This window comes from Pikeienuella sp. (genome assembly GCF_046290545.1).
Classification (GTDB): domain Bacteria; phylum Pseudomonadota; class Alphaproteobacteria; order Rhodobacterales; family Rhodobacteraceae; genus Pikeienuella.
In genome coordinates, this window is record NZ_JBKAGV010000017.1 from 188472 (window position 1) to 212232 (window position 23761).

Genomic DNA, 23761 nt, shown 5'->3' on the forward strand with positions numbered 1-23761 from the left:
GTCGGACGGGCGGAGATCCGCCAGAGTATCGGTCAGGATGGTTCCTCCTTCACCAATAATAGGCCAGTTTCATGCGGATGAAACTGTCGTCGCGCAGGTCCGCAGCGACTGGATCTTCGCCACCGTTCACGAAGAGCACGCCTTCGAGAGAGGCGATCCAGCCGTCCGTCACCCGCGTCTCCGCCTCAAGCCGGATCGAGGCCGCGCCGAATTCGTGGTCTATCGCGGAGGTCAGCAGGAAGGACGTGTCAGCGATGTCGTTGAGCGCGAGCCGGGCGCCGAGGATCACGTCGTTCTGGAAGATCGTCGTCGCGTTCCGCCCCCGGCTGTCGATGGAATATTCCGCGATGAGGCCGAGATCGGCGTTTTCGAGAAAGCCCGTCCCTTCCCCGACGCCGAAGAGCGTGTGTTCGAGCCCGCCCGTCGCACCGACGAAGGCGCGCTCGCGCCCGCGGAGATCCTCCTGCCCGTCGCGCCAGATCGCCTCGGCCTTCCAGAGCGTCGCGCCGCTCGTATACTGGCCGTCGAAGCCGAACTGCGTGATCGTCTCGTAGACGGGCACGAGCCGGGTCGGCGCCGGCCCGCCCGGCGTCGCGACGAAGCCGCCGGGGCGCAGTGTCGGGTCCCGCGCCACGCCGTTGAAGGCGGAGAGGCCGATATCGGCGTCGCCGAAGACGCCCGCGAAGCGCGCCGCGAAGGAGGGCGCCCAGCGCCCGCCATCCCGCTCGATCACCCGCGCGCTCTCGTCCACCACCAGCGCGGAGCGGAGCCGCCCCTCTCGCCCCGGAAAGGTCCTTGTGCGGACATAGGGAAGGTAGAAGACGGAGAATTCCCCGATCTCCGTGAGGCGGGAGATACGGACCATCGGCTGGCCGAGATTGTCCTCGTCGTCGATATCCTCCACCGCGTCGGTCTGGTTGATGATGTCGACGAGGTGGTTCGCCTCGGTCTTCCCCCAGAACACGCGGTCGAGCCCGACCGTCGCCTCCCAGTCGCCGCTCCGGACGTCGAACTTCGCCTCGCGGATGTCGTAATGACTCCGGTCTTCGTCCGCCGCGGCGGCGCGGGCGAAGGGCGTGAATGTGAACTGCAGGTCGCCGTCCAGCCATTCGGCCCGGATCGTCGGCTCGATGGCTACGGAAAGGTCGTGCCGCCGCTGCCCGGCGAAGCGCGGCCCCTCGCCGAAGAGCGTCGCCTCGCCCTCGATCTTGCCGAAGAACTCAGCGTATTCAGGCGTGAAGGGGCCGAAATCCGCCTCCTCCGCCCGCGCCTCGCAGGGCGAGAACCCCGCAAGGACGAGCGCTGCGACGGAGAGCGCGGCGCCGGCGCCGAAGCGCTCAGCGCGCCATGCGGTCGAGACGCTGCGCATCGAAATCCCCTTCCTCTAGCCCGGCGTTGAAGACGTAGTCGGACCAGACCAGCTCGGTGCTCTTGCCCGTCTGGCGGTTCTGCATGTTGATCGTGTCGGGCCGCCAGAACTTTCCGAGATATTGCTGGTATCCGCCGAAGGTCATCACCTTCTCGAACTCGCCGCGGCGGTTGTAGAACTCGACCTGATCGAGCCGGTATTCGGCCTGGTCGATCCAGACGATGGTCTTCGAATAGCCGGATTTCGAATTCTTCGGCGTCCGCTCGGAGACATAGCAGGTCCCGTCCAGATTGGGGCAGGGCTCGTCCCGCAGCCACTTGTAGGTGAAGTCGTCGACCTCCTGCCCGCCGAGATCCTCGTAGGAGAATTCGGAGGAGACGAACTTGCCCGTCCGGTTGGAGGAGGAGATGCGCTTCACCCGCTTCACCGCGGGGAGGTAGAGCCACTGGTCGTCATCCGCGGGCTCGATATTGGCGTGGGTGAGGAGGCCGGTGCCCTTCACGTCGCGCGGCTCGTCGAAGACGATCACGGCGAGGTCGCCGACCCCGCCCTGCGGCCGCTCCTTGATCATGTTGCGGAAGACGCGGGTGGAGCTCTGGCCCTGGCTGTCGCGCAGGATCATCTGGCCCTGAACGGTGTAGTCGCCGAAGCCGAGGTCCCGCCGGTCCGCCTCCATGGCGATGGCGAGGCCCTTCTCCTCCGGCGTCTCGGCCATCACGTCCTTCGCGAAGGCGACGAGGCCGAGGCCGATCAGGCCGGCGGCGACGAGGGCGGGGGCGGGAGCGGGGATCCGCATGGGCGTTCTCCTCTGGTCGAGCTGGATCAGAAGCGCCGGCAGCAGCAGGAAATCCGCCACGAGCGCGATGGTGATGGTGATGGCGGTGAGCTTGGCGAGGTCGCCGTTCACCGCGAAGCCGGATTGCGCGAGCACGCCGAAGCCGGCGACGAGACCCACTGTCGTCACGAGAAGCGCCATGCCGACCTTCGAGAAGGCGTAGCGCACCGAATCCTCGGCCGTTTTCCCCTCTCTCCGCGCCTTCGCGTATTTCGAGAGGAAGTGCACGGTGTCGTCCACCACGATGCCGAGCGTCGCCGCGAGCACGACCGCGATGGCGAGCGTGACGGCGCCGACGCCGTAGCCCCAGAGCCCGAAGCCCACGACGGCGGGCAGCACGTTCGGGATGAGCGAGATGAGCCCGATCCTGATGTCCCTCAGCGCCAGCATGATGATGGCGGAGATGAGGACGAGGGCGATGGCGGTGCCGGTCAGCATCGCGCGGGTGTCGCGATAGGAGATGAGGTTGAAGACATGGACGATCCCGGTCGGCGCCGCGGTCAGCGACTGGTCGCCGTTTTCGGCGAGCCAGGCTTCCGCCCGGCCGGTCAGGTCCCTCATGTCCGAGGTCGTCACGTCCCGCATGTTGAAGGTGACGCGCATGAACTGGCGGGAGACGTCGATCTGGTCCGTCAGGTCCATGCCGTAGCCGATGGAGAGCTCGTAGAGGAAGAGGTATTGCGCCGCCTCGTTCGCATCGTCCGGGATCCGCATGTAGCTCGGATCGTCCGCGTGCATGTTCATGTTCAGCCGCTTCACCGTGTCGGTGAGCGTGCGGACGTTGACGACCTCGGGCTGCGCGCGCAGCCATTCGGCGAAGCTATCCACCGTCTTGAGGAAGGCCGGGTCGTTGATGCCCTGCTCGCGCCCGCTGTCGACCTTGAATTCAAGCTGGTAGAGCCCCGCCAGTCGTTCCTCAGCATAGTCGGTGTCGCGCCGGAACTCGTAGCTCTCGTCGAAATACTCGACGAAATTGTCCTCGAGCTTGAGCTGGCTGACCCCCGCCGCCGCAGCGGCGACGACAGCAAACCCGCCGAGAAGGATCGGTCGGCGGCGCGCGATGACGAACTCGGCGAGCCGGTCCATCGCCAGCCCCGCCGCGGGCCGCGTCGTCTGCCGCCGGAAGGGCAGGATGGCGACGAGCGCCGGGAGCAGCGTAAGCGTGTAGATCATCGCCGCCAGCACGCCGAAGCCGGTGATGTTGCCCAGCTGCCGGAACGGCGGCGAGATCGAGAAGTTGAGTGAGAAGAAGCCGATCGCGGTCGTCACGCAGGCGACGACGATGGGGCCCATATGTTCCGTCAGCGCGCGGCGCGCCCATTCCTGCCGGTCGTCGGTATCCACCATGTGCTGGCGCACCGAGACGAGGATGTGGACCGCGGAGGCGACCGCCAGCGTCATCACGTAGAGTGGCGCCAGCACGGTGACGGAATTGAGCTGCACCCCCATCCAGCCGAGCGCGCCGAGCCCGCCGAGGGCGGAAAGGATGATGATCAGGAGGACGCTCGCCACCCCGAAGAAGGACCGGAGCGCGAGCCCGACGATGAGGAGGATCGCCGCGAACATGAGGGGCGTGAGCGAGGAGGCGTCATTCTGCCCCGAATCGGCGAATTGCTGGTTGAGCGCGACGGAGCCTGTGAGCCGGAGATCGACGCCGGGATTGGCGGCCTCCACCCGTTGGATCAGCGCCTGCGCCTCGTTGTAGATCTTCGGCCCCTCGACCTCGGGGTTGACGCCAGGAAGGGTGAAGAGCACCTGCACCTGGGTGATCGAGGCCGCCGGGTCGATCATAGAGTTGCGGAGTTCGATGCGGGAGAGCGCGATCTCCTGCGCCTCGGCCGCCTCTTCCGGCGTCACGTTCGCGGGATCCTCCACGAGGTCGCGGACGATCATCTCGTCGCCCTCGGCGTAGGTGTGCTGGAAATTCGTGATCGAGTTGACGCGGCGGACGAAGGGCAGGCGCCACATCTCCTCCGTCATTTCTCCGATCAGGGCGAGCGTCTTCGGTGTGAACACCTTGCCGTCTAGCGGCTCGACGAGGAAGACGAGGTTGTCGTCCTTCGAGAACATGGCCTCGAATGCGTCGAGGCGCTGCCGGTCCGGATTCTCGGGTGCGAAGAAGATACGCGCGTCGGGGTCGATCGGCACGATCCGGTCCAGCCGGGCGACCGAGACGGCCGCCAGGATCACTGTGAGCGCAAGCCAGGCCCAGCGCCATCGGACGATGAAGGTTGCGATCCGGGCGGTCACGCCGCCCTGCTGCTCAACGCCGTCTCTCGCCATGCGCGTCTCCACCCGGCCTCGCCGCGGAATAGCGACGAATGAATTTTTTTCATATTGTTCAGTCGTCACTTTCGTTCAAGGCCGCAGGCGAAATTTTATGGAAATTCCGCGAACTGCGCGAAATGGGGCGCGGCGCTGCGAATCCCTGAAACCGGAGCGCCGACGTTGACGTAGGATGCCTGTGGGGCGCACCCACCTGACAGGAAGGACCCGCCATGACCCGCCGCTTCGCCTTCGCCGCCTTCGCCCTCCCCGCCGCGCTCGCCCTCGGCGCCGCCGCGCTGGAGGATCGCAGCCTCGCCTTTCCGGCCGATTACCGGACCAGCTTCAGCAACTACCTGATTTCGGACCGCTTGGGGCAGGAGGACCAGATCATGAATTTCTGGGCCAACGACATCGCCCGCACGGCGGCGCAGGCCGGCGAGCCGCTGCCGGACGGTTCCGTCCTCGTCGCCGAAATCTACAAGGCGAGGAAGGACGAATCGGGCGAGGTGATCGAATCGCAGCTTGGCCGCCGCATTCCGGGGGAACTGTCGGTCATCCTCGTGATGGAGCGGAAGTCGGGCTGGGAAGACCAGTATCCGGACGACCTGAAGGTCGGCGGCTGGGAGTTCGAGGCCTTCAGCCCTGCGGGCGAGAACCTGAACCGGGATACGACAGCCTGCCGCGAATGCCATCAGCCGCTGGCGGATACGGAATACACCTGGTCCTACCCGCACATGGCCGGGCTGAACTGAACGCCGTCCGGCGCGCCCATCGGGCGAGAGGCGCGCCGTTTCTTCAGGCAGGCTCGTCTTTCTTGGCGACGGGCGCCGCGCCCGCCTCGGTCTGGAACGCTTCGCCCGCCGCAACGAGGCAGGCGACGCCGGTCGGCATGGCGACGATGATCGTCCAGCTCCCCGTCTCGCTGTTGGCGTAGGTCTCCATCACCTGCATGTTCTGCTGGAGTCCGACGGCGCGCCGCGTCTCGCCGTGCTTGTCTGCGAGCTGGGCGACGATCCGCTCCCGCGGGCCGCAGAACGCGCCCTGCTGCGCGGCGGCGGCGAGGCTGGAGGCAAGGAGCGCCGCGATGCAGGTGGCGGCGCCGAGGCTGGTGGTCTTCACGGCACGGGACAAGCGGATCTTCATGGGTCACGCCTTTCCGCGCGCGGCGGGTCGTCTCGCCTTTGGCCGAGGCCCGGCGCGCGCCTTCTCCGGTTGCTGAAGCGTCGGCCGGATTTTCCGGCTTTCGCGGCTCACTGGCGGCGCCTTCTGGTCAACCCGCCGATATGCCAACGCTGCCACCGTGAGGCGAATAAATGGTGAATCGGGCGTGCGCCCTCACGTTTCACGCAACGCCGCCGAGGGAACCCAGACATAGCCGTCCGGATCGACCAGATGCGCCTCCCTGAGGCCGTGCGGCTTGTCCACGGCTCCGGAGAGGACGATGGCGCCCGCCGCGCGCGCCCGCGCCTCCGCCGCGTCCGGGTCGAGCCCGTAGAGGCGGAACTCCGCGCCGGCGCCCCGCGCCTCCACCCCGGCGACGACGCCCCGCATCTCATGGTTGCGATAGGACCAGTCGGAATGGAGCTGCCATGTCGCGCCGAGGAGCGTGACGACAGCGAAATGCTGCTCGAGATAGACGACCCGGGCGGAGAGAACCTCCGCCGAGAAGCGGGCTGCGCGCTCCACGTCCCCGACAAGGAGATTGAGCCCGAGCCCCGCCTGCAGCGCCCGGCCGAACGCCATCGGGTCGGGCCGCCCGGCGCCCTTTTCCGGCAGGTCCGTCATCGTTTCCGCTCCTCTTCGCCGCGCACGGCTCGCAGTCTTTCCGGAGCGGATGCGGCCTGTCCAGCCTGCGGCTCAGTCCGCCGCCTTCCCCTCGAACCAGTCGAGCGCCAGCGCGGCCCAGCCTTCGGGGATGCGGTGGCCGCCGGGATGGAGCGCGAGGGCGAGGCGCGCGCCCGCGGCGCAGCCCTCCCACGAACGGAGGAGAAAGGGACCGGAGGCGGCGTATCCGTCCGGCTCGTCCTTCGGGCAGCCGAGTGCGGCGCGCAGAAGGGCGAGCCCGGCGAAGAGGTCGCCCTGCGTGATTCGGCCCCCGGCGACGGAGCGCCCTTCGAGCGGCACGACCTCGTCAGCCCAGCCGTGGACATGGAAGAGCGAGACAGGCCCCGCGCAGCCCACCGGCAGCGGCCGCCAGAGGAGGCCCGCCACCGGCGCATAGGCGGCGAAGGCGGCGGGCGCATCACAGGCGACGCGCCAGGCCATCATGCCCCCGCCGGAGAAGCCGGAGAGGAGCATCCGCCCCCGGTCGAGCGCGAATCGCGCGGCGGCGTCGTCCGCCACCGCGGAGAGAAAGGCGACGTCGTCGCGCCGTTCATGGCTGGCGAAGCTGTTCCAGGCGCCGCCCCGGTCGCCTTCCTGCCGCGGCGCGCCCTGCGGTGCGACGACGGCGTAGCCGCGCGCGAGCGCCGCCTCGACCAGAGCCCGGTCGCGGAGCATCCCTGCGCCCGTGCCGCCGTAGCCGTGAAGGAGGATCATCGCGGGATGCGGGCCGGCGCTGGGCGGGACTTCCGCCAGATAGGCGCCGCCCCCGGCCTCGCAGGGCGCCTCCGCGCCGCAGGCTTCGGCGGCGAGGGGCACGAGAAAGAGAAAGAGGAGCGCGCGGAGGAGGATCATAGCGGGACCATGCCCGAGCCCAGGCGCCCGATCCATCACGTTCGCGCCGGCCCCGGTCTTGGCGGCGCGGCGCGGGGCTGGCACTCTCTACCCATGCGCGCGTTCCGGCCCCTCGCCTTTCTCGCTTGCCTCGCGGCCGCTCCGGCGGCGGCGGATATCCATGCGGTGGTGGTGGGAGTGGACGCCTATCGCACGCTCCCCCCGCTCGGCGGCGCGGCGAACGACGCGCGGGACCTGGCGGAGACCTTCCGCCGCCTCGGCGCCGAAGTCGAACTCCTCGTCGACGGGGAGGCGACGCGCGCCGCCGTGATCGCCGCCTTCGAGCGGCAGGCGGCGAAGGCCGGGCCGGGGGACATGTTCGTCTTCTCCTATGCCGGCCACGGTCTGCAGGAGCCCGAAGCCATCCCCGGCGACGAGAAGGACGGGCTCGACGAGACCATCGTCTTCGCCGGATTTGACTTCACGGGCTTGGCGGCGGGCGAACGGCTCCGGGACAACGAGATCGGCGCCCTTCTCGCGAAGGTGCATCCCGGGGCGCGCGCGCTCGTCATCGTCGATTCCTGCCACAGCGGGACGATGACTCGCGCGGGGGACCCGCGCGGCGCGCCGCTCGTGACCCGGTTCGGCGGGATCGGGCGAATCGGGGAGGACCCGTTGCCGAAGCCGGGCGCGGAGACGAAGGGGCTGGACCTGTCGGGTGCGGACAACATCGTCTTCGTCGCCGCGGCGCGGGACGAGGAGCAGATACCGGAGGTGGAGATCGACGGCGTCCCCCGCGGCGCGCTGAGCTGGACCGTGGCGCGCGCCATCGACGGGGCGGAGGGATTCGGCGGGCCGGACATGCCGCTTTCCGAGTTCAGCGTCTATGTGCGCGCGCAGGCGCGGGCGCTTTCCGCCGGGCGGCAGACCCCTTCGGTCACCTTCCGCTCCGCCCGGATCGGCGCGGAGGCGGCCGTCATCCCAGCCTCGGCGCGCCCGCCGAACCTGGCCGCGCCGCCCGCCTCCGGATCGATGGAGCCGGACCGGCCGGCGCTCGTCCATCCGCTTGGCGCGGCGGCGGAGGGCGATCCCGGCCCCGGCGGCGCCTGGGCGGAGGCGCGGGAGGCGGCGGACCTGATCTGGGACGCGGAGGCGGGCGAGCTGATCGACCTTCGGAGCGCCGATCTCGTCGCCACCGTGCATGACCGTGCGGCGCTCGCCCGCGCGCTGACGACATGGCGCGCGGCGCGGCGGCTTACGGGCTGGAGCGCGCGCAGGCATGCGGAGCTTCTGATCGAGCCGGATCACGGGCGCCACAGGCTCGGCGCCTATGTCACGCTCTCCGTTGCGCGGCCGGCGGAGGCGGACGCGTGGCTCACCATCGTCAACCTCGCCTCGGACGGGCGGGTGCAGTTCGTCTTCCCCGATGTCCGCGACGTGGCCTCCGGCGCGGACCTGGTGCGCGCGGGGGAGGGCCGCCAGCGGATCGGGGATGTGGAGGTGACGCATCCCGTCGGCGCCGATCACGTCGTCGCCATCCTCTCGGATGAGCGGCCGGACGCGCTGCGCGAGACGTTGGAGCGCGGCGGGCGCGATGCGGAGGCGTTCGTGGCGCTCCTGCAGGCCGAGGCGGCGCAGGGCGGGCACCGGATCGGCGTCACGCCGATCTACACGATGCGGTAGGGCGCGGGATCATTTCGCCGTCATCGTCACGGCCCCGTCCCAATCCGGCGGCGGGGGCGGGCCGGCCTCGGCCTCGCGCGCGAAGCGGGCCATCGCCGCCGCGGCCCCGGCGCCTGGCCACGCCCCCTCTGTCAGCGCCTCCCAAGCGGCCCTAGCCTCCCCGAAACGGGCCGTGCGCCAGAGCGCGAGGGCGGCGGCGAAGGCGGCGATTCGCGCCGGCTCCGACCCCTTCGCCAGCGGCGTGAAGACGCTGGCGGGCTCCCGCCGGCCCTTCACGCGGATCGGGGCGATCTCCAGCATGTCGAAGTCTTCCGCCGACGCGGCGGCGACGCCCGGGCCGAGGACGATCTCCGTCCCGAAGGTCGAGCAGAGCCCTTCGAGCCGGGCGGCTAGGTTCACGGCGTCGCCGATCGCGGTGTAGTTCATCCGCGTTTCCGTGCCGACATTTCCGACGATGGCCGGCCCTGCGTTCACCCCGATCTTCACGGCGAAGGCGGGGAGGTTCCGCGCGCGGTCCCGCCGCCCGGCGGCGGGCACCAGCTCCCTGATGGCCACCGCGGCGCGCACCGCCGCGCGCGCATGGTCCGGCGCCTCGACCGGCGCGTTCCAGAGCGCCATCACCGCGTCGCCGATGAACTTGTCCACATAGCCGCCGGAGCGTTCGACCTCCGCCGCGATGATCGAGAGATAGGCGTTGACGGTCGCCGTCAGCACCGTCGCCTCCAGCTCGCCGCTGTTCACCTTTTCCGAGAGCGCGGTGAAGCCGGAAAGGTCGGCGAACATCACCGTCACCTCCCGAGGCTCCCCTTCGAGGGCGGGGAGCCGCTCCTGGCTCAGCATCCGGTCCACGAGCGACGGGGCGAGGTAGCGGGAGAAGCTGTCGCGAAGCGCGCGGGCGCGACGGTCCAGCAGGAGGAGCCGGCCAGCCCAGCCGATCCCGAAGCCGAGGAGCGCGGCGAGGCCGGGCCGCGCCGCCGGGGCGAGAACCCCCGCCTCCAGCGCAGCCGCCGCTCCGGCGAAGCCGAGGACGGCGAGCCCCCCCGCCGCCGCCGCCGCACGCGCGGGGGCGAGCCGGAGCCCGGCCAGCGCCGCCAGCGCCGCGAAGAGCGCGGCGAGCGCAGCGTCGACCGCCGGCGCGGTCGGCGCGGGCGCCCAGCCGGAGAGGACGGCGTCCGCCGCCGCGGCGTGGAGGAAGACGCCGGGCAGGTCCCCCCCTGGCCCGCGCACGGGCGGGGGGGCAAGGGCGCAGGGGCCGCCTTCCGCCTCCGGCGCGGCTTCCTGCACGGGGAAGAACCGGTCCGGCGCGCGGAACCGGTCCTCCCCCGGCAGCGCGCCGCCGACCAGCACGACGCGGCCGCCGAAGAAGGCGGAGAGCGCCGCGGCGCCGCCCGGCTCCTCCGCGCAGGCCAGCACGTCCGCGAGCCGGGCGGCGGGCAGCGAATCGAGCGGTGCGGGCGGGATGATGTTCAGCGTTTGCGGCGCGGCTGCGGCGCCCGTCAGCGCCCCCGAAAGTGTGGGCGCGAGGCCGCCTTCCACCGTGAGAAAGGCGGTTCTGACCCGGCGCACCACGCCGTCCGGCTCCGTCTCGATATCGACATGAGCGAGGCTGGCCCCGCCCGCCATCAGCGCGAAGCGGCGCGCAGGCGCGAGCGCGGCGCTCCGTCCGATCGCCAAGCGCCCCGCGCGCCCCTCCCGCCGCAGAAGCTGGAGGAAGGCGTCGTCATGCCGGGCGAGGGGCGCCTCTTCGCCGATGCGGAAGGCGGCGGCGTCGAAGGCGAAGATGAAGTCGAAGCCGACGGAGACCGCGCCGCTTGCGAGCGCCGTCTCCGCCAGCGTCGCCCAGACCGGGGACATTAGCGCCCGCGGTGTCGATTCGAGCCGGGGATCGGCTACGCTCGTCTCGTCGAGGAGGACAAGCGCGACATGCGGCGTCTCGAAGCCGCCCGGCGCGGCGAGAGCGCGCAGCGCCGCCGCGCCGTCCCCCGCCGCGCCGTCGAGCGCGGCGGGCGGCGCAAGCGCGGCGAGCCCGCCGCCCGCCGCCGCCGCGAAGAGGACGGCGAGGAGGCGGCGCAGCGGCCTCATCGCCGCCTCAGGGCTGGACGATGGTGACGCCGGCCGCAGGGGAGACGGCGGCGGGCGCGCGCCGCGTGACGCCGCCGCCGGTGAAGGCGATCTCGTATTCCGCCCCCGGCTCCAGCGCCGCGAGCCCGGCCGGCCAGCGCGCGATGCCGCCGCGCACGTCCATCGCGCCGACGACGGCCCCGCCCCGCTCCACCGAGATTTCGGTCAGTCCCTCGCCAAGCACGACGAAGAAGGGCCGCGCGTTGACGACCGTCCGCGCCTCCCCGCCGCGGAGGACGACGGAGGCCGCGGCGTCCGGCGCCTCGGCGAGGGCGACCTTGCGCGGGCACTCGATCTCGGTCTCCGCCACGATCTCCGCCCCGCCGGTGGCCCCGAGCGCGCCTATGGCGACCTCGCCGCCGCGAAAATGGCTTTCGACGCAGCTGGCGTAATGGATGACGATCAGCTCGGCGGCCTCGTCGAGCGTGAAGGTCGCGCCCTCCTCGGCCTCGGTCAGCGCGGGCGCCGGCGGGATGATGGCGCCGCGGCTGTCGACGATGAGCGCCATGGGCGCGGCGGCGGCGCCCGCCGCGAGCAGTGTCGCGAGGCCGAGTGCGAGTGCGCGAAGGGTCAACGTCATGAGAAACCACCCGCCTGTCGTTGCGCCGCGCGCAAGACTAGGCCGGCGAAGCGCAGCGCCGCAAGTGACGCCGGTCACGGCGTTCGACGCCCCCGCATTCCGGCGGGGACGAAAAGCGGAAGGTCACTCGGCTGTGGCGCCCTTGAGCGGGCGATAGTTCGTCTTCTCGACGATGCGCGCGGATTTCCCGCGGCGGTCGCGGAGGTAGTAGAGCTTCGCACGGCGCACCTTGCCGCGGCGCACGACCTCGATCGAGTCGATGGCGGGCGAGTGCAGCGGGAAGACGCGCTCCACGCCCTCGCCGAAGCTGATCTTGCGGACGGTGAAGGAGGCGCCGAGCGTCATCCCGCCCTTGCGGCCGATGCAGACGCCCTCATAGGCCTGGACGCGGCTGCGCGTCCCTTCCGTCACCTTCACGCCCACGCGGATCACGTCGCCCGGCGCGAAATCGGGAATCTTCTTGCCAAGCTCGGCGATGTGCTCGGCTTCGATCTGCTGCAGCAGGTTCATCGTCTCAGTCCTTTTCAAGCCCGCCTGTGGCGGCGGTGATGTGCGCGCCCGATTGCTCTGTCCTCGCCTCCGGGTCCGCAGAGGAGGCCTTCGCCTCATGCGCCCGCCAGAGATCTGGGCGACGTTCCTTCGTCAGCGCCTCGCTCTTCGCGGTTCGCCATGCGGCGATCCGGGCGTGATGGCCGGAGAGCAGGACCTCCGGTATCGCGCGCCCTTCCCAGAGCTGCGGCTTCGTGTAGTGCGGCGCTTCGAGAAGCCCCGCAGAAAAGCTTTCCTCGGCCACGCTGGCGGCGTTTCCGAGGACGCGGGGTATAAGCCGAACTGTGGCGTCGATCAACGCCATTGCGGCGATTTCGCCGCCCGTCATCACGAAATCGCCGAGCGATACCTCTTCGACGCTGCGCGCCTCGATCAGCCGCTCGTCTATCCCCTCGAACCGGCCGCAAATCAGGGTGACGCCGTCACAGGCCGCGAATCGCCTGGCCATCGTCTGGTCGAAGGGCTTGCCGCGCGGCGAGAGATAGACGAGAGGCCAACGCGCCCGGTCCTCCGGCGCGCCGCGCATCGCCTCGTCAACGGCCGCGGCCGCGATGTCGGCCCGCAGCACCATGCCGGGCCCGCCGCCGGCGGGCGGCGCGTCCACATTGCGGTGCCGCCCCTCGCCGAAGCGGCGAAGGTCCAGCGTCGTAAGGTTCCAGAGCCCGGTTCTCAAGGCCTGGCCGAGCAGCGAGGCGCCGAGCGGGCCGGGGAAAAGCTCGGGGAAGAGCGTGACGATCCGCGCCGTCCACACCCCGATGACCTCCGCCTCCTCCATCAGCGCACGCGGTTTCAGCGTGACGCGAGGCGCGATCCGGCCGTGGGAGCGGGAGGGGGGCTCACTCATCCGGCGCCCCTTCGACGATAATCTCCTCCGGCGGGTCGATCACCACGCGCCGCGCGGCGAGGTCCACGGTCGGCACCGCCTCCCGCGTGAACGGCACGAGGAGCGGCGGCGCTGGCGGGCAGGCGATCTCGAGGAAATCGCCGCCGCCGTGATTCTCGACCGACCGGACGCGCCCGAGCGGCGCGCCGCCCGTATCGACGGCGTCGAGCCCGATCAGGTCCGCATGGTAGAACTCGTCGTCCGGCAGCGCGGGGAGGCGGGCGCGCGGGGCGTGCAGACGCAGGCCCCGCAGCGCCTCCGCCTGTTCCCGCGTCGCTACACCGCCGAGCCGCGCGGCGAAGCCGCCGGATACGGGCCGCGTGATGCGGATCGTGAAGCTCCGCGCGCCGTCCTCCGTCAGGAGAGGGGTGTAGCGGGCGATGTCCTCCGGCTCGGCGCAGAAGGACTTGATCCGCGCCTCGCCATGAACGCCGAAGGCGCCGGCGACGGCGCCGACGCAGATCAGCTCATCCGGCCCGCCAGGCACGCGGCGTCACTCCGCCGGCGCCTCGGCCGCTGCGGCGGCCTTGTCGGCCTTTTCCTTCGCGCGTTCCAGCGCCTTCTGGCCCGGCTTCGCCTTCTCGGGGTTGTTGCGCACCGTCTTCTCCACCGCGCCGGCGGCTTCGAGGAAGCGGCGGATCCGGTCGGTCGGCTGAGCGCCCTGGCCGATCAGCTCCATGATCCGCTCGACATTCATCTTCACGCGGTTCTCGTCGTCCTTGCCGAGGAGCGGGTTGTAGGCGCCGAGACGCTCCATGAACCGCCCGTCGCGCGGCGCGCGCGCGTCCGCCGCCACGATGGTGTAGTAGGGCCGCTTCTTCGAGCCGCCGCGCGCCAGTCTGATCTTCACAGCCATGTCAGTCTCCTTTGGTCATGTCTCCGGGGCCGCGCCCCTATTTCTGGAACTGTTCGTGATGCCTGATGACTTCCGAAATGATGAAGCTCAGGAACTTCTCCGCGAAGACGGGATCGAGGTCGGCGTCGGCCGCCAGCTTCCTCAGCCGCTCCACCTGCCGCGCCTCGCGCGCCGGGTCGGAGGGCGGGAGCGCATGCTCCGCCTTCAGCCGGCCGACCGCCTGCGTCGCCTTGAACCGCTCGGCGAGCGTGTAGACGAGGATCGCGTCGAGATTGTCGATGTGATGCCGCTGCTCCGCGAGGAGCCCGGCGGCGCGGGCGGTGTCGTCGGTCATGCATGAATCTCCGGCTTCGGATGGCGGAAGACGACGCATTGCAGGCCTTCCGGCGTCTTCGCCGACCAGTCGGGCCGCGCGCCGAGCCGTTCGGCGAGCCGGGCGGAGCGAGTGTTCCGCGCGTCCACATAGCTCACCGCCGTCTCCCAGCCGAGATCGCGGAACGCATGATCCCGCGCCGCCGAGGCCGCCTCGAAGGCGAAGCCCTTGCCCTCCGCCTCCTCGCGCCAGAGCGTCCAGCCGAGCTCCGGCTCCGGCCAGCCTTCCGGGAACCACGGCCCCGCGGCGCCGAGCGGGGCCTCCGGCGCCGCCTTCTCCGCGAAGACGAGGGAGCCGAAGCCGCGGATCGCCCAGTGGCCGATGATGGTGGCGAAGGCCCGCCAGCCGAGCGCCCGGGTCGGCTCGGGCGTGCGGACATAGCGCGCCCGGTCGCTCATGAAGAAGTCGAGCCAGACGGGCAGGTCCGACGCTTCGGGACGCCGGAGGATGAGCCGTTCGGTTTCGAGGACCGGGGTCACTGAACGGCCTCCGGCGCGGGATGCCGCCAGACCTTCAGTTCGAACCCTTCGGGATGCGCAAAGAGGCTTTCCTCGACCGCGCCCATGCGCCGCGCCAGCGCTTCGGAGCGGGTGTTGCCCGGCAGCGTGCAGGAGATCGCCGTGCGCCAGCCGAGCGTTCCGTAGGCGAAGGCGCGCGCCGCCTGCGCCGCCTCGAAGGCGACGCCCTTGCCCTCCGCCGCCTCGAACACGGTCCAGGCGATCTCGGGCTCCGGCCAGCCCTCGGGATACATCGGGCCGACAACGCCGAGCGGCACGTCCCTTTCCAGATCAGCGATTACCCAGCGGCCATAGCCGCGCATCCGCCAGTGGCCAACGAGCGCGCAGAATTTTCCGAACGCCTCCGTGCGGCTGATCGGTCCGCCGACGCCGGCGGCGCGCGGGGAGGCGCTGAACTCGGCATAGGCCTCGAAGTCGGACGGGCCGGGCGCGCGAAGCCGCAGCCTCGCGGTCGTCAGAGACGGGATCGTGACCGTCGCCGGCTCCGCAAAGGCCATCGTCATTTCTTCTTTCCGAAGCCCGAAAGGCCGGGTGGCAGCGCGCCGCCGCCGAGGCCGGGGAGCCCGCCGCCCGGCATCCCGCCCGGAGGGGTGAGGCCGCCGCCGGGGCCGCCCATCATGCCGGGGCTCATGCCGCCCTTGCCGAACATCTGGGAGAGGGCGCCGCGCATCAGGCCCTTCTTCCCCATCTTGCCCATCTTCTTCATCATGTCGGCCATCTGCCGGTGCATCTTCAGCAGCCGGTTCAGCTCCTGCACCTCGAGCCCGGCGCCGGCGGCGACGCGCTTCTTGCGGCTGGCCTGCATGAGGTCCGGGTTGGCCCGCTCCTTCTTCGTCATGGACTGGATGAGCGCGATCTGCCGGCGGATCACGCGGTCGTCGAAATTCGCGCTCTCCATCTGCTTCTGCATCTTGCCCATGCCGGGCAGCATGCCCATCAGGCCCTGGAGCCCGCCCATCTTCATCATCTGTTCGAGCTGTCCGCGCAGGTCGTTCATGTCGAAGCGGCCCTTCTGGAACCGCTTCATCATGCGCTCGGCTTCGTCCTGCTCGACCGTCTCCTGCGCCTTCTCGACGAGCGCGACGATGTCGCCCATGCCGAGGATGCGGCCCGCGATGCGGGAGGGGACGAATTCCTCCAGCGCGTCCATCTTCTCGCCGGTGGCGACGAACTTGATCGGCTTGCCGGTGACGGCGCGCATGGAGAGCGCGGCGCCGCCGCGCCCGTCGCCGTCCATCCGCGTCAGCACCACGCCGGTGACGCCGATGCGCCCGTCGAACTCGGTCGCGACGTTCACGGCGTCCTGCCCGGTGAGGCCGTCGACCACGAGGAGCGTCTCGTGGGGCTTCGCCACGTCCCGCACCGCCTCGACCTGCTCCATCAGCGCCTCGTCGATATGGAGCCGACCCGCAGTGTCCAGCAGGTAGACGTCATAGCCGCCGAGCGTCGCCTGTTGCTTCGCGCGCTTCGCGATGGCGACCGGGTCCTGCCCCTTCACGATGGGGAGCGTGTCGACGCCGACCTGCATGCCGAGGATGGCGAGCTGCTCCATCGCCGCGGGGCGGTTCACGTCCAGCGAGGCCATGAGGACCTTCTTGCCCTCCCGGTCCTTCAGTCGCTTCGCGATCTTCGCCGTCGTCGTCGTCTTGCCCGAGCCCTGGAGGCCGACCATGAGAATCGGCGCGGGCGGGCTGTCCACCCGCAGCTTGCCGGCGGCCGCGTCGTCGCCCGCCAGCGTCGCTGTCAGTTCGTCATTGACGATCTTGACGACCTGCTGGCCGGGGGAGACGGATTTCGTCACCGCCGCGCCGGTCGCCTTCTCCTGCACCCGCGCGATGAAGTCCCGCGCGACGGGGAGGGAGACGTCCGCCTCCAGAAGGGCGACGCGCACCTCGCGGAGCGCGGCCGACACGTCCGCTTCGGTCAGCGCGCCCTGGCGCGTCAGCCGGTCGAGGACGCCGGAGAGGCGTTCGGACAAACCTTCGAACATCGCGCGCCTCCCGCCCGCCGAAATGCCGTCCGCCCCGGCGGGCGCAACGCGCTGACCGGGGGCGATCTCCGCCCCATGCGGAGACCGGAAGCGCAGAGATGCTTCCGAGATGCGCCGCGTTTACGCCTTTCCGGCCTCCCGGTCAACGCCGGGGCCGCGTCAACCGAGGAGCGGGGCGGCCTCGATCACCGCGGGGTCGAGCCCGCGCCCGCCTTCCGCGACATGGCGGCGCAACTGCTCGCGCATCCGCGGCTCCCAGAAATCCCGCAGATGCGCGGCGACGCGCTCCGCCGCCTTACCGCCCGGCTGGGTCTTGAAGAAAGTCGCGATCTGGTTGGCCATGTGGACCATCTTGTCAGGCGACATCGGTGGCCTCCGTCTTGATGCGCTCGGGATGGGAGAAGACGTCGAACCCGCCCTGCCGCGCGAAGGCGACGAGGGTGATCCCCGCCGCTTCGGCGACGCGCAGCGCATGCGCGGTCGGGGCCGAGACGGCGACGAGCATGGGGCAGCCCGCCATCGCGCATTTCTGCACGAGTTCGACGGAGATGCGGCTGGTCAGGACGAAGGCGCCGGCGCCCATGTCCGCGCCCCGGAGCGCGAGAGCGCCGATCAGCTTGTCGAGCGCATTGTGCCGGCCGACATCCTCCCGCGCCTCGACGACGCCCTCGCCGGGGGCGAGGAACCCGGCGGCGTGGGTCGCCCCTGTCAGGGCGTGCAGCGCCTGATGCGCGCGAAGCGCGTCCGTCGCGCCCGCAAGCTCGAAACGGCCGAAGGTGAAGCCCGGCTCGGGGACGCGGGGGGCGGGCCGGTTCGCCTCTTCGAGGCTTTCGATCCCGCAGAGCCCGCAGCCGACCGGACCCGCCATGCGCCGGCGGCGGGCGGCGAGAGCCTGCGCCCGGTCCTCCCGGAGCCAGAGCCGCGCCTCGATCCCCTCCCCGGAGGCGACTTCCTCGAAATCCTCGATCTCCTCAAGCCCGGCGACGAGGCCCTCGGTGAGCGCGAAGCCGTGGGCGAAATCCCGGATGTCGCCCGGGCTCGCCATCATAACCGCCTGCGTCGTCCCGTTGCAGACGATCGCGACGGGGACCTCCTCGGGCAGGGAGCGGCTGATCGGCGTCGCACCGCCCGCGCGGAGCGCGAGGCCGGGGAAGGAGCGGCTCAGTGGGTGGGTCATGGCCGGCTACTCCGCCGCCAGAATGCGGCGAGACTGCGCCGCCTGCTCGGCATAGTCGCGCTGCCAGCCGGTCGGCCCGTTCGAGGGGCTGACCTGCACGGCGGTCACCTTGTATTCGGGGCAGTTCGTCGCCCAGTCCGAATAATCGGTGGTGATGACGTTGGCCTGCGTCTCCGGATGATGGAAAGTCGTGTAGACGACGCCGGGGCTCACCCGGTCCGTCACCTTCGCGCGGAGCGCCGTCTCGCCGGAGCGGGAGGCGAGGCGCACCCAGTCCCCGTCCTTCACGCCGCGGGTTTCCGCGTCATGCGGGTGAATCTCCAGCACGTCCTCCTCATGCCAGACCACGTTCGCCGTGCGCCGCGTCTGCGCGCCGACATTGTACTGGCTGAGGATGCGTCCCGTGGTGAGGAGAAGCGGGAAGCGCGGGCCCGTCCGCTCGTCCGTCGCGACATATTCGGTGACGATGAAACGCCCCTTGCCGCGCACGAACCCGTCCACATGCATCAGCGGCGTCCCCTCGGGGTGAGCCTCGTTGCAGGGCCATTGCACGCTGCCCTTTTCCTCCAGCAGCGCGTAATCGACGCCGGAAAAGCTTGGCGTCGTCGCCGCGATCTCGTCCATGATCTGGGCGGGATGCGTATAGGCCCAGTTGCCGCCCATCGCATTGGCGAGCATCTGGGTGATCTCCCAGTCGGCGTAGCCGTTGCGCGGGGCCATGACCTTGCGGACGCGGTTGATGCGCCGCTCGGCGTTCGTGAAGGTCCCGTCCTTCTCAAGGAAGGTCGAGCCCGGCAGGAAGACATGGGCGTAATTCGCCGTCTCGTTCAGGAAGAGATCGTGGACGATGACGCAGTCCATCGCCGCGAGCCCGGCGGCGACGTGCTTCGTATCCGGGTCGGATTGCAGGATGTCCTCGCCCTGGCAGTAAAGCCCCCTGAACTCGCCCTCCACCGCCGCGTCGAGCATGTTGGGGATGCGCAGGCCCGGCTCCGGGTCGATCTCGACCCCCCAGGCCTGCCGGAACACGTCCCGCACCTCCGGGTTCTTCACATGGCGATAGCCCGGCAGTTCGTGCGGGAAGGAGCCCATGTCGCAGGAGCCCTGCACGTTGTTCTGCCCGCGGAGCGGGTTCACGCCGACGCCCTTGCGGCCGATATTGCCGGTGAGCATGGCGAGGTTGGCGATGGCCATCACCGTGGTCGAGCCCTGGCTGTGCTCGGTGACGCCGAGGCCGTAATAGATCGAGCCGTTCCCGCCGGTTGCGAAGGTCCGCGCCGCGGCGCGAAGCTCGGCCGCCGGAACGCCGGTGAGAAGCTCGGTCGCCTCCGGCCCATGGCGCGGGTCGGAAACAAACTCGGCGTAGAGCTGGAACTCGTCCCAGTCGCACCGCTCCCGGATGAAGGCCTCGTCCATCAGGCCCTCGGTCACGATCACATGCGCGAGCGCGGTGACCACGGCGACGTTCGTGCCGGGCCGGAGCGGCAGGTGATGCGCCGCCTCGACATGAGCGGATTTCACGAGGTCGATGCGCCGCGGGTCGATCACGATGAGCTTCGCACCCTGCCGCAGCCGCTTCTTGAGGCGGGAGGCGAAGACGGGGTGCCCGTCCGTCGGGTTGGCGCCGATGACGATGACGACGTCGGTATGCTCGACGCTGTCGAAATCCTGCGTGCCCGCCGAGGTGCCGAAGGTCTGGCCGAGGCCGTAACCGGTGGGCGAATGGCAGACGCGGGCGCAGGTGTCCGTGTTGTTGTTGCCGAAGACGGCGCGCGCCAGCTTCTGCACGAGATAGGCTTCCTCGTTCGTGCAGCGCGAGGAGGTGATGACGCCGATGCTCTTCTTCCCGTAGGTTTCCTGAAGCCCGCGGAGCCGGTTTGCGGCGAAGGAGATCGCCTCCTCCCATCCGACCTCGCGCCAGGGTTCGTCGATACGGTCCCGGATCATCGGGCTGAGGATGCGGTCCTTGTGGGTGGCGTAGCCCCAGGCGAAGCGGCCCTTCACGCAGGAATGACCGCGATTGGCCTTGCCGTGCTTCCACGGCGTCATGCGCACGAGCGTATCGCCCTGCATCTCCGCCTTGAAGGAGCAGCCGACGCCGCAATAGGCGCAGGTGGTGATGACGGAGCGCTCAGGCGTCCCCATCTCGATGATCGACTTTTCCTGCAGCGTCGCGGTCGGGCAGGCCTGAACGCAGGCGCCGCAGCTCACGCAATCGGAGGCGAGGGCGTTGTCCGCCCGCGCGCCGAACGACACGCGGCTGTCGAAGCCGCGCCCCTCGATGGTCAGCGCGAAGGTCCCCTGCACCTCCTCGCAGGCGCGGACGCAGCGCGAGCAGACGATGCATTTTGCGGGGTCGTAGGTGAAATAGGGGTTGCTCTCGTCCTTCGGAATCCATTGCGGGTTCGCGGCGCCGGAGGCTTCGCGCGGGGCGAAGTGATTGGCGAGGCCGCCTTCCGCCGGGGCCTTGTAGCGCACGTCGCGGAGGCCAACGGCGCCCGCCATGTCCTGCAATTCGCAGTCGCCGTTGGCGGCGCAGGTCAGGCAATCGAGCGGGTGGTCGGAGATGTAGAGCTCCATCACCCCCTTGCGGAGCTTCCGGAGCTTCGCCGTCTGGGTATGGACGACCATGCCGGGCGCGACCGGCGTGGTGCAGGAGGCGGGGGCGCCCCGCCGGCCCTCGATCTCCACCGAGCAGAGCCGGCAGGAGCCGAAAGCCTCCACGCTGTCCGTCGCGCAGAGCTTCGGGATCTGGATGCCGGCCTCGGCGGCCGCGCGCATCAATGAGGTTCCCGCGGGAACCGTCACCGCGAAGCCGTCGATGGTGAGCGTGACCGGCGCGCCCTCCCGCTCGGGCGTGCCCATGTCGCGTTCGTCGAAGGCGGCGGGGGGCATCACGAAGTCTCTCATTCGGCGGCCTCCTTCGCGGTGGCGAATTCGTCGGGAAAATGCCGGACGGCGGACATGACCGGGAAGGGCGTGAAGCCGCCGAGCGCGCAGAGCGAGCCATCCTTCATCGTCTCGCAGAGATCGGCGAGGAGTGGGAGCGCGGAGGGGTCCCCCTCCCGGATCCGGTCGATCGTCTCGACCCCGCGCACCGCGCCGATCCGGCAGGGGGTGCACTTGCCGCAACTCTCGATGGCGCAGAACTCCATGGCGAAGCGCGCCATGCCCAGCATGTCCGCCGTATCGTCGAAGACGACGAGCCCGGCATGGCCGATCAGCCCGCCCGCTTCGTCGAACTCCTCGTAGCCGAGCGGCGTGTCGAACATCGAGACCGGCATGTAGGCGCCAAGCGGCCCGCCGACCTGCACCGCCTTCACGGGCCTGCCTGTCGCGGAGCCGCCGCCGAGGTCGTTCACCGCCTCGCCGAGCGTCATGCCGAAGGCGGTTTCGAAGAGGCCGCCGCGCTTCACGTTGCCGGCGATCTGGAGCGTGACCGTCCCTTTTGAGCGGCCGACGCCGAAGCCGGCGTAATGCGCCGCGCCCTTCTCCATGATGACCGGGACGGTCGCGAGCGAGATGACGTTGTTGACGACAGTCGGCCGCCCCATGAAGCCTTCGAGCGCCGGGAGCGGCGGCTTCGCGCGCACAATCCCGCGCTTGCCTTCGAGCGAGTTGAGGAGCGACGTCTCCTCCCCGCAGACATACGCGCCGGCGCCCTTCCTGATCTCGACGTCGAAGGCGCGGCCCGGCCCGAGCGCCTCCGCGCCGAGGAGGCCGGCCTCGCGCGCGATCTCCACCGCCCGGCCCATGACGCGGATCGCGTCCGGATATTCCGAGCGGAGATATACATAGCCCTTCGAAGCGCCGACGGCGTGGGCGGCGATCGCCATGCCCTCGATGAGGGAGAACGGGTCCCCTTCCATGAGCATCCGGTCGGCGAAGGTGCCGCTGTCTCCCTCGTCGGCGTTGCAGACGATGTATTTGAGCGCGCCCGGCGCGTCATGCACCGTCTTCCACTTGATCCCGGTCGGGAAGCCGGCGCCGCCCCGCCCGCGGAGGCCGGATGCGGAAACCTCGTCGATCACCGCGGCGCCCTCCATCGCCAGCGCCCGGCGAAGGCCGCCGAGCCCGCCATGCGCCTCGTACTCGGCGAGCGAGAGCGGGTCGATCACGCCGACGCGGGCGAAGGTCAGTCGCGTCTGGCGGCGCATCCAGTCGATCGCCTCCACGGGTCCGAGCGCGCAGGCGGCGTCGCCCGAGAGGATCGCAGCCGCGTCGCCCGGCGTTGCGGGCCCGTAGCCGCAGCGAACGCCGTCGATCTCGACCTCGACGAGCGGTTCGAGCCAGATCATGCCCCGCGAGCCGTTCCGCATGATCCGCGCCTCGATCCCCCGCGCGCGCGCCTCCTCGGCGAGCGCCTCGGCCACCTCGTCCGCGCCGAGAGCCCGGGCGGCGGAATCTGCTGGAACCCAGATCCTCACGCCCCCGCCTCCGCCAGGAGCGCGTCCATCCGCGCCCGGTCCACGCGCCCGACGGGCCTTTCGTTCAGCATCGCGGCGGGAGCGCAGGCGCAGAGGCCGAGGCAATAGACCGGCTCGACCGTCAGCGCGCCGTTCGCCGTCGTCCCGTGCCAGCCGAGCCCGAGCCGCGCCAGCGTCGCCTCCCCCAGCGCCGCGCCGCCCATCGCCTGGCAGGCCTCGGCCCGGCAGATCTTCAGCACATGGCGCCCCGTCGGCGCTTCCCGGAAGTCATGGTAGAACGTGATGACGCCGTGGAGTTCCGCGCGGGTGATGTTGAGCGCGTCGCAGATCGGCTCCCGCGCCGCTTCAGGGATATGGCCGCAAGCCTCCTGCAGCGCGTGGAGGATCGGCAGGAGCGGCCCTTCGAGCGCAAGATGCCGGTCGATGATCGCACGGACCTCGTCTTCCGAGAGCGAAGGCGCCGATGGTTGCAAGGCTGGCCTCCCGCGTGCTGCGACCCTTCGGAAACGGTGCCATGCGAGTCATATCGCGATCAATATCAACTTCCCGTCGATTGATAGCGAATTTCAATCGTGCCGGGACATTCCCCGCGCCGCTCGCAGCATCGCGTCGAGAACCGGCGTATGCGGCTCGCGCCACGGGGCGATGAGGCCCACGGAATGCGCCGGGCCGGGCTTTTCGAGCGGCACGAGGCTCACGGCCTTGCCCGAGGCGAGGAAGCGCGCGCTGTCCTCCGGCAACACGGTCACGCAGCCGCCGCGCTCCACCGTGGCCATAAGCACGACGGTCGAATTCGATTCGATCCAGGCTTCCGGCTCCACCCCGGCCTCGGCGAAATTGCGGTTGATGATGCGCCGGTTCTGCATGTCGGGCGTCAGGAGGCAGAGCCGCTCCCCCCGCAGCTCGCCCCAGCCGACCGAGTCGCGCCCGGCGAAGGGCGAATCCTTGGCGCAGACAAGCATGAACCGCTCCCGATAGAGCGGCTGCGTGCTGACGCGGCCCATCGGCTCGTTGTCGAGATAGGAGATGCCGGCGTCGACCTCCAGATTGTCGAGCATCGAGAGAATCTCGACCGAGGTGCGCGAGAGAATGGTGAAGCGGACATTCGGATGCTTCTCCCCGAACCGTGCGGCGAGCCACGCCGCCCAGGTCAGCGCCGTGGGGATGACGGCGAGGCGCAGGCGGCCCGAAAGCCCCTCCCGCTTGAAGCGCATCTCCTCGCGGAGCTGCCGCGCGTCCCCGACGATCCGGCGGGCCCAGACCAGCGCCGTCTGCCCTTCCGGCGTCAGCCCGCCATAGCGCGAGCCGCGGAAGACGAGCTGGACGCCGAGCTGCTCCTCCAGCTGCTTGATCCCGGTCGAGAGGCTGGGCTGGGTGATCCCGAGGCTTTCGGCGGCGCGGCCGAAATGCTCCTCCCGCGCGACGGCGATGAACATTTCGAGCTTGTCGAGCATGGTTGGCGTTCCGGATCGAAAGT

The 23761-nt window shown here is 70.3% G+C and carries 23 protein-coding genes; 2 read left to right on the top strand and 21 right to left on the bottom strand.

The genetic code is table 11. The features are described from left to right. Positions 1-49: 49 nt before the first annotated feature. The gene (locus ACE37J_RS17430) at positions 50-1369 is read right to left on the bottom strand and encodes a hypothetical protein (protein ID WP_409713403.1); all 1320 of its coding nucleotides are present in this window, start codon (positions 1367-1369) and stop codon (positions 50-52) included. Continuing rightward, positions 1338-4487: an outer membrane lipoprotein-sorting protein gene (locus ACE37J_RS17435; protein ID WP_409713406.1), complete on the bottom strand. Its 3150-nt coding sequence runs from the start codon at positions 4485-4487 to the stop codon at positions 1338-1340. Before ACE37J_RS17435 ends, ACE37J_RS17430 begins: the two co-directional genes overlap by 32 nt. Positions 4488-4702: 215 nt before the next feature. Here ACE37J_RS17435 and ACE37J_RS17440 point away from each other — a divergent pair, with 215 nt between their 5' ends. Then, positions 4703-5224: a cytochrome P460 family protein gene (locus ACE37J_RS17440; protein ID WP_409713408.1), complete on the top strand. Its 522-nt coding sequence runs from the start codon at positions 4703-4705 to the stop codon at positions 5222-5224. Between the two features lie 43 nt (positions 5225-5267). On the opposite strand, the gene ACE37J_RS17445 is transcribed toward ACE37J_RS17440, so the two are convergent. The 3 genes from ACE37J_RS17445 to ACE37J_RS17455 form a co-directional block, all read right to left on the bottom strand. After that, complete coding sequence (locus tag ACE37J_RS17445) at positions 5268-5591, bottom strand: hypothetical protein (RefSeq protein WP_409713411.1); 324 nt, start codon at positions 5589-5591, stop codon at positions 5268-5270. A 216-nt stretch (positions 5592-5807) separates the two neighbouring features. Further along, a complete protein-coding gene (locus ACE37J_RS17450) occupies positions 5808-6257 on the bottom strand; it encodes a glyoxalase (protein WP_409713414.1) in 450 nt (149 codons plus the stop codon). Between the two features lie 72 nt (positions 6258-6329). After that, positions 6330-7148, bottom strand: coding sequence for an alpha/beta hydrolase family esterase (locus ACE37J_RS17455; protein WP_409713417.1), 819 nt, complete (start codon positions 7146-7148; stop codon positions 6330-6332). A 9-nt stretch (positions 7149-7157) separates the two neighbouring features. Between ACE37J_RS17455 and ACE37J_RS17460 the strand changes: the two genes are divergently transcribed. Next, entirely contained in the window at positions 7158-8810 is a 1653-nt protein-coding gene (locus tag ACE37J_RS17460) for a caspase family protein (RefSeq protein WP_409713420.1), read from the top strand. 9 nt (positions 8811-8819) lie between these two features. Here ACE37J_RS17460 and ACE37J_RS17465 read toward each other — a convergent pair whose 3' ends face one another. From ACE37J_RS17465 to ACE37J_RS17540, 16 genes are all read right to left on the bottom strand, one after another. Then, the gene (locus ACE37J_RS17465) at positions 8820-10892 is read right to left on the bottom strand and encodes an adenylate/guanylate cyclase domain-containing protein (RefSeq protein WP_409713423.1); all 2073 of its coding nucleotides are present in this window, start codon (positions 10890-10892) and stop codon (positions 8820-8822) included. Positions 10893-10899: 7 nt separating this feature from the next. Beyond that, positions 10900-11511: a hypothetical protein gene (locus ACE37J_RS17470; protein ID WP_409713426.1), complete on the bottom strand. Its 612-nt coding sequence runs from the start codon at positions 11509-11511 to the stop codon at positions 10900-10902. A 123-nt stretch (positions 11512-11634) separates the two neighbouring features. Then, the gene (gene rplS, locus ACE37J_RS17475) at positions 11635-12021 is read right to left on the bottom strand and encodes a 50S ribosomal protein L19 (RefSeq protein ID WP_409713429.1); all 387 of its coding nucleotides are present in this window, start codon (positions 12019-12021) and stop codon (positions 11635-11637) included. Between the two features lie 4 nt (positions 12022-12025). Next, the gene (gene trmD, locus ACE37J_RS17480; RefSeq protein WP_409713432.1) at positions 12026-12904 is read right to left on the bottom strand and encodes a tRNA (guanosine(37)-N1)-methyltransferase TrmD; all 879 of its coding nucleotides are present in this window, start codon (positions 12902-12904) and stop codon (positions 12026-12028) included. Beyond that, complete coding sequence (rimM, locus tag ACE37J_RS17485) at positions 12897-13430, bottom strand: ribosome maturation factor RimM (protein WP_409713435.1); 534 nt, start codon at positions 13428-13430, stop codon at positions 12897-12899. The genes trmD and rimM overlap by 8 nt, the downstream gene beginning before the upstream one ends. 6 nt (positions 13431-13436) lie before the next feature. Beyond that, positions 13437-13799 carry a 30S ribosomal protein S16 gene (rpsP, locus tag ACE37J_RS17490; protein ID WP_409713438.1) on the bottom strand — a complete coding sequence of 121 codons (363 nt, stop codon included), beginning with the start codon at positions 13797-13799 and terminating at the stop codon, positions 13437-13439. Between the two features lie 37 nt (positions 13800-13836). After that, positions 13837-14133, bottom strand: coding sequence for a chorismate mutase (locus tag ACE37J_RS17495; protein WP_409713441.1), 297 nt, complete (start codon positions 14131-14133; stop codon positions 13837-13839). Continuing rightward, a complete protein-coding gene (locus ACE37J_RS17500; protein WP_409713444.1) occupies positions 14130-14651 on the bottom strand; it encodes a GNAT family N-acetyltransferase in 522 nt (173 codons plus the stop codon). Before ACE37J_RS17500 ends, ACE37J_RS17495 begins: the two co-directional genes overlap by 4 nt. Further along, positions 14648-15193 (bottom strand): GNAT family N-acetyltransferase, encoded by a 546-nt coding sequence (locus tag ACE37J_RS17505; RefSeq protein ID WP_409713447.1) that lies wholly within the window; start codon positions 15191-15193, stop codon positions 14648-14650. The genes ACE37J_RS17500 and ACE37J_RS17505 overlap by 4 nt, the downstream gene beginning before the upstream one ends. Then, entirely contained in the window at positions 15190-16680 is a 1491-nt protein-coding gene (ffh, locus tag ACE37J_RS17510) for a signal recognition particle protein (protein WP_409713450.1), read from the bottom strand. The genes ACE37J_RS17505 and ffh overlap by 4 nt, the downstream gene beginning before the upstream one ends. A 159-nt stretch (positions 16681-16839) precedes the next feature. Beyond that, positions 16840-17046 (bottom strand): formate dehydrogenase subunit delta, encoded by a 207-nt coding sequence (locus ACE37J_RS17515; RefSeq protein ID WP_409713453.1) that lies wholly within the window; start codon positions 17044-17046, stop codon positions 16840-16842. Continuing rightward, a complete protein-coding gene (gene fdhD, locus ACE37J_RS17520; RefSeq protein ID WP_409713456.1) occupies positions 17036-17857 on the bottom strand; it encodes a formate dehydrogenase accessory sulfurtransferase FdhD in 822 nt (273 codons plus the stop codon). Before fdhD ends, ACE37J_RS17515 begins: the two co-directional genes overlap by 11 nt. Before the next feature lie 6 nt (positions 17858-17863). Further along, positions 17864-20767 (bottom strand): formate dehydrogenase subunit alpha, encoded by a 2904-nt coding sequence (gene fdhF, locus ACE37J_RS17525; RefSeq protein WP_409713459.1) that lies wholly within the window; start codon positions 20765-20767, stop codon positions 17864-17866. Beyond that, positions 20764-22284 (bottom strand): NADH-ubiquinone oxidoreductase-F iron-sulfur binding region domain-containing protein, encoded by a 1521-nt coding sequence (locus ACE37J_RS17530; RefSeq protein ID WP_409713462.1) that lies wholly within the window; start codon positions 22282-22284, stop codon positions 20764-20766. Before ACE37J_RS17530 ends, fdhF begins: the two co-directional genes overlap by 4 nt. After that, positions 22281-22757, bottom strand: a complete 477-nt coding sequence (locus tag ACE37J_RS17535) for a formate dehydrogenase subunit gamma (RefSeq protein WP_409713465.1) — start codon at positions 22755-22757, stop codon at positions 22281-22283. Before ACE37J_RS17535 ends, ACE37J_RS17530 begins: the two co-directional genes overlap by 4 nt. A gap of 93 nt (positions 22758-22850) precedes the next feature. Beyond that, complete coding sequence (locus ACE37J_RS17540; protein ID WP_409713467.1) at positions 22851-23738, bottom strand: LysR family transcriptional regulator; 888 nt, start codon at positions 23736-23738, stop codon at positions 22851-22853. Positions 23739-23761: the final 23 nt, after the last annotated feature.

Coding starts and splice junctions, on each gene's coding strand:
- ACE37J_RS17430 (WP_409713403.1), bottom strand. CDS start 1,369: ATGCGCAGCGTCTCGACCGCATGGCGCGCTGAGCGCTTCGGCGCCGGC.
- ACE37J_RS17435 (WP_409713406.1), bottom strand. CDS start 4,487: ATGGCGAGAGACGGCGTTGAGCAGCAGGGCGGCGTGACCGCCCGGATC.
- ACE37J_RS17440 (WP_409713408.1), top strand. CDS start 4,703: ATGACCCGCCGCTTCGCCTTCGCCGCCTTCGCCCTCCCCGCCGCGCTC.
- ACE37J_RS17450 (WP_409713414.1), bottom strand. CDS start 6,257: ATGACGGACCTGCCGGAAAAGGGCGCCGGGCGGCCCGACCCGATGGCG.
- ACE37J_RS17455 (WP_409713417.1), bottom strand. CDS start 7,148: ATGATCCTCCTCCGCGCGCTCCTCTTTCTCTTTCTCGTGCCCCTCGCC.
- ACE37J_RS17460 (WP_409713420.1), top strand. CDS start 7,158: ATGCCCGAGCCCAGGCGCCCGATCCATCACGTTCGCGCCGGCCCCGGT.
- ACE37J_RS17465 (WP_409713423.1), bottom strand. CDS start 10,892: ATGAGGCCGCTGCGCCGCCTCCTCGCCGTCCTCTTCGCGGCGGCGGCG.
- ACE37J_RS17470 (WP_409713426.1), bottom strand. CDS start 11,511: ATGACGTTGACCCTTCGCGCACTCGCACTCGGCCTCGCGACACTGCTC.
- rplS (WP_409713429.1), bottom strand. CDS start 12,021: ATGAACCTGCTGCAGCAGATCGAAGCCGAGCACATCGCCGAGCTTGGC.
- trmD (WP_409713432.1), bottom strand. CDS start 12,904: ATGAGTGAGCCCCCCTCCCGCTCCCACGGCCGGATCGCGCCTCGCGTC.
- rpsP (WP_409713438.1), bottom strand. CDS start 13,799: ATGGCTGTGAAGATCAGACTGGCGCGCGGCGGCTCGAAGAAGCGGCCC.
- ACE37J_RS17495 (WP_409713441.1), bottom strand. CDS start 14,133: ATGACCGACGACACCGCCCGCGCCGCCGGGCTCCTCGCGGAGCAGCGG.
- ACE37J_RS17505 (WP_409713447.1), bottom strand. CDS start 15,193: ATGACGATGGCCTTTGCGGAGCCGGCGACGGTCACGATCCCGTCTCTG.
- ffh (WP_409713450.1), bottom strand. CDS start 16,680: ATGTTCGAAGGTTTGTCCGAACGCCTCTCCGGCGTCCTCGACCGGCTG.
- ACE37J_RS17515 (WP_409713453.1), bottom strand. CDS start 17,046: ATGTCGCCTGACAAGATGGTCCACATGGCCAACCAGATCGCGACTTTC.
- fdhD (WP_409713456.1), bottom strand. CDS start 17,857: ATGACCCACCCACTGAGCCGCTCCTTCCCCGGCCTCGCGCTCCGCGCG.
- fdhF (WP_409713459.1), bottom strand. CDS start 20,767: ATGAGAGACTTCGTGATGCCCCCCGCCGCCTTCGACGAACGCGACATG.
- ACE37J_RS17540 (WP_409713467.1), bottom strand. CDS start 23,738: ATGCTCGACAAGCTCGAAATGTTCATCGCCGTCGCGCGGGAGGAGCAT.